General features: G+C 62.3%; 5 protein-coding genes. 3 read left to right on the top strand and 2 right to left on the bottom strand.

Translation table 11 applies throughout. The features are described from left to right. On the bottom strand, positions 1-1,256 hold a 1,256-nt coding region (gene hpnO / locus FNJ47_RS43560; RefSeq protein WP_163162624.1), incomplete at its 3' end, for an aminobacteriohopanetriol synthase HpnO. Positions 1,257-1,358: 102 nt separating this feature from the next. On the opposite strand from hpnO, the gene FNJ47_RS43555 reads away from it, so the two are divergent. Next, entirely contained in the window at positions 1,359-2,015 is a 657-nt protein-coding gene (locus FNJ47_RS43555) for a DUF2147 domain-containing protein (RefSeq protein ID WP_163162622.1), read from the top strand. Between the two features lie 83 nt (positions 2,016-2,098). Here the strand turns inward: FNJ47_RS43555 and hpnN are convergent, their stop codons facing one another. Further along, positions 2,099-4,714: a hopanoid transporter HpnN gene (gene hpnN, locus FNJ47_RS43550; RefSeq protein WP_163162620.1), complete on the bottom strand. Its 2,616-nt coding sequence runs from the start codon at positions 4,712-4,714 to the stop codon at positions 2,099-2,101. 452 nt (positions 4,715-5,166) lie between these two features. On the opposite strand from hpnN, the gene ispH reads away from it, so the two are divergent. After that, on the top strand, positions 5,167-6,093 hold the full coding sequence (gene ispH, locus FNJ47_RS43545) for a 4-hydroxy-3-methylbut-2-enyl diphosphate reductase (RefSeq protein WP_163162618.1): 927 nt from the start codon (positions 5,167-5,169) through the stop codon (positions 6,091-6,093). Between the two features lie 46 nt (positions 6,094-6,139). Then, positions 6,140-7,300, top strand: a complete 1,161-nt coding sequence (gene hpnH, locus FNJ47_RS43540; RefSeq protein ID WP_163162616.1) for an adenosyl-hopene transferase HpnH — start codon at positions 6,140-6,142, stop codon at positions 7,298-7,300. Positions 7,301-7,342: the final 42 nt, after the last annotated feature.

The raw sequence follows: 7,342 nt of genomic DNA, 5'->3' as shown, positions 1-7,342 counted from the left end.
AGCGGCGGCAGCAGCTTGATGGTGTGGAGGCCGTGGCCGGCGACCTGGGTCAGGATCTTATGATCCTTGAACAGCGGCACCGTGATGAGCTGGCAGAACAGGCCCTTGTTGGCGGTCTCCAGCAGATTCCACGACGCCTTCAGCCGCAGCGATTTCGGCGGACCGAACTCGACGCCGATCATCAGACCCTTGCCGCGGACTTCCTTCATCAGTTCATAGCCGGGCACCATGCGCGTCAGCGCCAGGCGGAGCTCGGCGCCGCGTTTGGCGGCGTTCTCGACGAGTTTCTCGGCCTTGATGACATCAAGCGTGGCGATGCCGGCGGCCATCGCCAGATCGTTCTTGGCGAAGGTCGAGCCGTGCACGACCGCACGGTCCATCTGGTTGAAGATCTTGTCGAAGATGTGCTTGCGCGTCAGCAGTGCGCCGATCGGCACGTGACCGCCGGAGAGCGCCTTTGCGAGCAGCACCATGTCGGGCTCGATGCCCCAGTGCTCGATCGCGAGGAATTTTCCGGTGCGGCCGATCCCGGTCTGGATCTCGTCGGCGATGAACAGCGTGCCGTATTTGCGGCACAGCGCCAGCGCGCCGGGCAGGAACTCGTCGGTGGGCATGTTGACGCCCTTGCCCTGGATCGGCTCGACGATGAATGCGCCAACCTGCCGCGACGACAGCGCTTTCTCCAGCGCGTCGAGATCGTTGTAGGGTATCGGGGTGCAGCCCGGCAGCAGCGGCTCGAAGCCGCTACGGAAATTCGAATCGTCCGTCAGCGACAACGCGCCGTAGGACAGGCCGTGGAACGAATGCCCGCAATAGACGATGCCGGGACGACCGGTGGCGCCGCGCGCGAACTTGATCGCGGCTTCGACGGTCTCGGCGCCGGAATTGGCGAAAAACACCTTGTCCAGATATGGGACATATTCCAGAAGCCGTTCCGCGAGCACGCCGGCGAGGGTCGAGACATCGAGCTGCACCAGATTGGGCAGATCAGCGTCGAGCACGCTCTTCAGCGCCTTGCGCAGGTCCGGATGATTGCGGCCAATCGCAAAAACGCCAAATCCGCTCAATAGATCAAGGTAACGAGCCCCCTGACGATCAAAGAGGTATTGGCCTTGCCCCTTCTGGAAGCCGACGTCATAGCCGATGGTCTTGAGGACGCGAACGAGCTGTTCGTTGAGGTGACGCGTGTGCATGGCACCGCGCTGCCCCTCGCGCTCCACAAATATCTCGGAAACGTCTAAATTGGAACTTACCATTCGTTACATACGTCGGTTGATGGCCATCTCGTCAACTTAAAACGCTCGCTAGCGGCGTTTTGACCCCCGCTCGGATCGTCTAGTCAAGCACAGGTTTGGACCATGTTGCACTGCCCAAGAACTTTCGCGCGCACAATAGCCTTTTCAGGTTTATTTTTGGCCACCGTATTATCACCGGCACTTGCAGCGGACCCGACCGGTGACTGGAAGGTCGCAGATGGTGTCGCCACCATCCGCGTCGCCCAGTGTAATGGCAACATGTGGGGTGCGGTGTCGTGGGAAAAAACCCCCGGCGGCAAGGATAAGAACAATCCCGATCCTGCGAAGCAGAGCAGGCCGACGCTCGGCATGCCGATCCTGATCGACATGAAGAAGAAGGCCGGCGTCGATGCCTGGGAAGGCCAAGTCTACAACGCGAAAGACGGCCAGCTCTACAGCTCGACCATCAAGCCTGTCGGCACCGATCAGCTCGAGATCCAGGGCTGCGTGCTCGGCTTCCTGTGCGGCGGCGAAACCTGGACCCGCGTCGGTCCGCCGATTCCGGTGAGCACGGCCGGCAACCCGGCTGTCGCAGGCAGCCCGGCAGCGAAGGGCGCCGTTCCCAAATCGACGGCGCCGCAAAAGACCACCGGCGCTGTGGCACCTGCCACCAAGCCGGGCCAAAAGCAGGCAACCAATGCCCCTGCCAACGCCAATGCGTCGGCTGACACCGTAGGCGATATCTGCCTGCTCCCGGACATCGCGCGACCGACGCATTAAAGCGCGGGCCGGCGGGGTAGCGCCGCAATCGCGGCTCGGCGGCACCGGCCGCCAAGCCGGATCGGAATCGGATCGCCGACGCGTCAGGTGACGTCGTTGGCGATATCCTCCTCCTGGAGAGCCTCGCGCGGCTTGCCCATCAGCGCCGGCTGGAACAGCAACACCGCCGCAAGCGTGGTGACCAGCGACAGCGCAAGCAGCTTGCCCATGCTCGCGGTGCCGGGATGGCTGGACAGCCACAGGCTGCCGAATGCGGTCGCCGTGGTCAGCGCGCTGAAAAAGATCGCCCGCGTCAGGCTCGATTGCAGCAGGTTCGTCCTGCCCTGCCGCCATGCCGTGACATAGTAGATCTTGAACGCCACGCCGACGCCGAGCAGTAGCGGCAGCGCGACGATGTTGGCGAAGTTGAGCGGCAGCCCGATCAATACGCAGCTCTCCAGCGTCACGATTCCGGCGACCAGCAGCGGCACCAGCGTCATCAGCACGTCGACGACACGGCGCAGCGTCAGCCATAGCAGCAGGCCGATCGTCACCAGCGCCAGAATGCCGGCGTGGATGAATGCATTCACGATGACATCGCCCGACTTCAGGATCGAGACCGGTCCGCCGATCGCGGTCGGCTCGGCCGCGAGCACGGCGTCGGCAAAGTGGCGCAGATTGTCGTTGTCGTTTGGATCGCCCTTCGGCTCGACCTCGACACGCATCAGGCCGTCCTTGGTCTTCCAGCTCGCGATCAGTTCGGGCGGCAGGTTCTGCAGCGTGACGGTCTGGGCCTGCAACGTATTGCGGAGCTGATCGAACACGATCTTCATCGGCGCGACGAAGACGTCCTGCGCCTTGTCGCGCATCGCCTGGTTCGAATCGGCAAGCTTCTGCAGGGCGTCGGCGAGCCGGCGTGCGGCAACCGCACCCGGCCCCTTGCTGTCGCCTGCGGTCTTGCGCAGGCTGTCGACCGAGCTCTTCAGCGACTCGACATTCTCCTGATCCGACGGAGCCGGATCGACCGAGTCAGGATTGAGTGCGGGGCCGAGCGTCTTGGCGGCCTGCGCGATCAGCTTGAGCTTGGCCGGCTGGTCGTCCGGCACGAAGCTGTCGAGCGACATCACGCGCGACACTTCCGGCAGCTTCTCGAGCTTGGCTTCGATCTTCTTGGCGTCGGCCTCCGAGCGCGTCATCACATTGATGGCGTTGGCGCCGGTGTTCGGATCCTTCCGCAGGTCGAGGAAGGTCGCGATCGATTCCGCCTGCTTGTTGCGCAGATTGATCGGGTTGAAGTCGAACTTCATCCAGTGCAGCAGCGGCAGGCCCGCGACCGTGATCAGCAGCGTGCCGACGATGATCGGAACGCGATGCTTCTCGAGGAAGTGGTCGAGCGGCGCCAGGAAGGCGTAGCCGACCGGCTCCTTCTCGCCGGGCGGATTGAGCAGGTCGAGCAGCGCCGGCAGCACCGTGATGCTGGTGATGAAGGCCACCAGCATGCCGGCGCCGGCGATCTTGCCGAGCTCGGAGATGCCCTTGTAGTCGGTCGGCAGGAAGCACAGGAAGCCGGCGGCGGTCGCCATCGCCGCGAGCGAGAGCGGCACCGCCGAGCGGCGCGCTGCATTTTCCAGCGCCAGCGTCAGATTGTCGTTCTTGTAGCGCTCGGAGCGGTAGCGCACGCTGAACTGGATGCCGAAGTCGACGCCGAGTCCAACGAACAGCACGGCGAAGGCGATCGAAAGCAGGTTCAGCGAACCGACCATCATCAGGCCGACCGCTGTGGTGAGCGCAAGGCCGATGAACAGGTTGACGAACACGGCGAAGATGATCTTGCCGGAGTGCAGCGCCAGCCAGAGGATGATCAGCACGATCACCACCGTACCGATGCCGTTGGTGATCGCGCCATCCTGCACGGTGGCGTATTCCTCGTTGGCGATCGGCACCGGCCCGGTCAGGCGAACACGCGCGCGATATTCGGTCGGGAATTTCAGATCGGCGGCCGCCTGCCGGATCGCGTCGGTCGCGGCCTTACCCGGCTCCAGCGCCGAATAGTCGATGATCGGCTTGATCTCGATGAAGGCGCGCCTGTCCGAATCGGTTAGCGGCTTGTCGCTGGTGAGCTCGCGCCAGGAGAAGGTCGCGTTGCCCTTGGCGAGGATGGTCTCGACGGTCCCGGAGATCAGGTTGAAGGGCGGCACGGCATTGTCGAGCTTGACCTGCCCGCGTTTGACGCCGGCAAGGCCGGTCTCGAGCGCACCGGTCAGTCCGCGAATCGAGGGATCGCCGGCCATGATCTCGATCAGCGGCGCGGCCGATTCGAGCTGGCCGGTGACCTTGCCGACCTCTTCGGTCGGCAGGAACAAGAGGCCGTTCTTCTCGAAGAATTCGCCTGACCCGAGCGCGGTGATCGCCTCGAAGTTCTTCTTGTCGGCTTGCAGCTTCGCGGTGAGCGCCTTCGCGGCCGAGCTGGTCAGCTCGGGCGTCGCTCCTTCGACGACGGCCAGGATCAGCCGCTCGCGGTCAAAGGCTTCCTCGAACTGGTTGTCGCGCTTGCGCCAATCCAGATCCGGCGAGATCAGCTTGTTGATGTCGGTGTTGATCGAAAAATTGCGCGCCGTATAGAAGCCGGCCCCGATCGACAACAACACAGCGAGAATGACAACCGGAAGGGCAAAACGCGTACAGGTCCTAACAACGGAGACGACAATATTTGTCAGCACTTCGTTTCTTTCTAATCTCGGGGAAGCATGGCCGAAAACGCACGCTCTGTAGCGGAGTTCCCGGGACCGATCTAATGTTGTTTTGGTTATCTTCCTCGACGGGATGGCGAGGAGGTTCCAAACCACAGGAACGGCCACGAGTGGCCGGTATAAACCGCAGGAGTGGGCGATAAAGTGACGAACAAGTGAGGGGGACCGAGGGTCGCAGCGACCCCGATCCCATACTATATTACCTCATACGTCCCTCCCCATCGGCCCCGCAATCTTTCGAAACGCTACCTTTTTGCCACAAAAGCCTGTATTTCCATGCCCTTGGGGCGCCGATCCCGTGCAGGAACTGTGATGGCGCGGACATTGCAACTGACGTTGCGACGTCCGACTTGTGGAGCGCGTTGCCGAAAAGGCCGCAGGACATGGAATGAGATTGGTGCAATTTGCGTAACGGACGTCCGATGGAAGTGTTTCTTGCCCAGCCGCGCGGCTTTTGTGCGGGCGTTGTACGCGCGATCGAGATCGTCGAACGCGCGCTCGCGAAGTATGGCCCGCCGGTCTATGTCCGCCACGAGATCGTGCACAACAAGCACGTGGTCGAAAGCCTGAAGAAGAAGGGCGCGATCTTTGTCGAGGACCTCTCCGAAGTGCCGGCCAGGGCCGTGACCGTGTTCAGTGCCCATGGCGTGGCCAAGAGCGTCGAGGAGGAGGCGGAAGCCCGCGACCTGCCCGTGCTCAACGCCACCTGCCCGCTCGTCACCAAGGTCCACAACCAGGGCAAGCGCTATATCTCGAAAGGCCGCGCCCTGATCCTGATCGGGCATGCCGGCCATCCCGAGGTCGAGGGAACCATGGGTCAGGTTCCGGGGCCGGTTTTCCTGGTCCAGAGCGTTCAGGATGTGGCGGAATTGCGGCTGCCGACCGACAGCCCGGTCGCCTACATCACCCAAACGACCCTGTCCGTGGACGACACCAGGGACATTATCGCAGCCCTTCAGGCAAAATTTACAGATATTCAAGGCCCGGACATCAGGGATATCTGCTATGCGACACAGAACCGCCAATCTGCGGTAAGGGACCTAAGCAAGCTGGTCGACGTCATTTTGGTGGTGGGGGCCGCCAACAGTTCCAACTCAAACAGGCTTCGTGAGATCGGCACCGAGGTTGGTGTCGCGAGTTATCTCATTGCCGATGGGAGCGAGCTCAACCCGGATTGGCTGAAGGATGCGAAGGCCGTCGGCATCACGGCGGGTGCATCGGCACCCGAAGTTCTGGTCGACGATGTCATCGAGGCCCTGCGGCGGATCGGACCGGTATCGGTCTCGGTCGTTCCGGGCCGAGAAGAGAATATCGAATTCCGGCTGCCGGCCGAATTGACTGCGGGCTGATCTGAACCCACTTCCCTTTGAATAAGTGCAGAAAGAAAATCCTCTAATGGCAATACCGTTCTTCAAGGAAATGCGTATCGGCGGTTATCTGATCAAGCAGAAGCTGCTTGGCCGCAAACGCTATCCGCTCGTGCTGATGCTCGAACCCCTGTTCCGTTGCAACCTCGCCTGCGTCGGCTGCGGCAAGATCGACTATCCCGATGCGATCCTCAATCGCCGCATGACTGCGCAGGAATGCTGGGACGCTGCCGATGAGTGCGGCGCGCCGATGGTGGCGATCCCCGGCGGCGAGCCGCTGATCCACAAGGAGATCGGCGAGATCGTGCGTGGCCTCGTGGCGCGCAAGAAGTTCGTCTCGCTGTGCACCAACGCGCTGCTGCTCGAGAAGAAGCTCGATCTGTTCGAGCCGTCGCCCTATCTGTTCTTCTCGGTGCATCTCGACGGCCTGAAGGACCATCACGACAAGGCAGTCTCGCAGAAGGGCGTGTTCGATCGCGCCGTCTCGGCGATCAAGGCGGCGAAGGCGCGCGGCTTCACGGTCAACGTCAACGCTACGATTTTCGACGGCCATCCGGCCGAGGAAATTGCAAAATTCCTCGACTTCACCACCGAGCTCGGCGTCGGCGTCTCGATGTCGCCGGGTTACGCCTATGAGCGTGCGCCCGACCAGGAGCACTTCCTCAACCGCACAAAGACCAAGAAGCTGTTCCGCGACGTCTTCGCGCTCGGCAAGGGCAAGAAGTGGAATTTCATGCACTCCGGCCTGTTCCTCGACTTCCTCGCCGGCAACCAGGAATACGAGTGCACGCCCTGGGGCATGCCGGCGCGCAACATCTTCGGCTGGCAGAAGCCCTGCTATCTGCTCGGTGAAGGCTACGCCAAGACCTTCAAGGAGCTGATGGACACCACCGATTGGGACACCTACGGCACCGGCAAGTACGAGAAGTGCGCCGACTGTATGGCCCATTGCGGCTACGAGCCGACCGCGGCCACCGCTGCGATCAACAACCCGCTGAAGGCGATGTGGGTCGCGCTGCGCGGCATCAAGACCACAGGTCCGATGGCGCCGGAGATCGACATGTCCAAGCAGCGTCCGGCGCAGTACATCTTCGCCGAACAGGTCGAGAAGAAGCTCTCGGATATCCGCCGCGACGAAGCTGCGGCCGCCGCTGCCAAGCTGCAGCAGAAGGCTTCCACGGCCGCCTGAAGCTCGATGTGAGCGAATGCAGAGACATGAAAGCCCCGGTTC

The sequence above is a fragment of the Bradyrhizobium uaiense genome (assembly GCF_010811875.1).
Lineage (GTDB): Bacteria > Pseudomonadota > Alphaproteobacteria > Rhizobiales > Xanthobacteraceae > Bradyrhizobium > Bradyrhizobium uaiense.
The sequence above is the reverse complement of the archived record's forward strand: the minus strand, read 5'-3'. Positions and strand labels throughout refer to the sequence as shown.

Coding starts and splice junctions, on each gene's coding strand:
- ispH (WP_163162618.1), top strand. CDS start 5,167: ATGGAAGTGTTTCTTGCCCAGCCGCGCGGCTTTTGTGCGGGCGTTGTA.
- FNJ47_RS43555 (WP_163162622.1), top strand. CDS start 1,359: ATGTTGCACTGCCCAAGAACTTTCGCGCGCACAATAGCCTTTTCAGGT.
- hpnH (WP_163162616.1), top strand. CDS start 6,140: ATGGCAATACCGTTCTTCAAGGAAATGCGTATCGGCGGTTATCTGATC.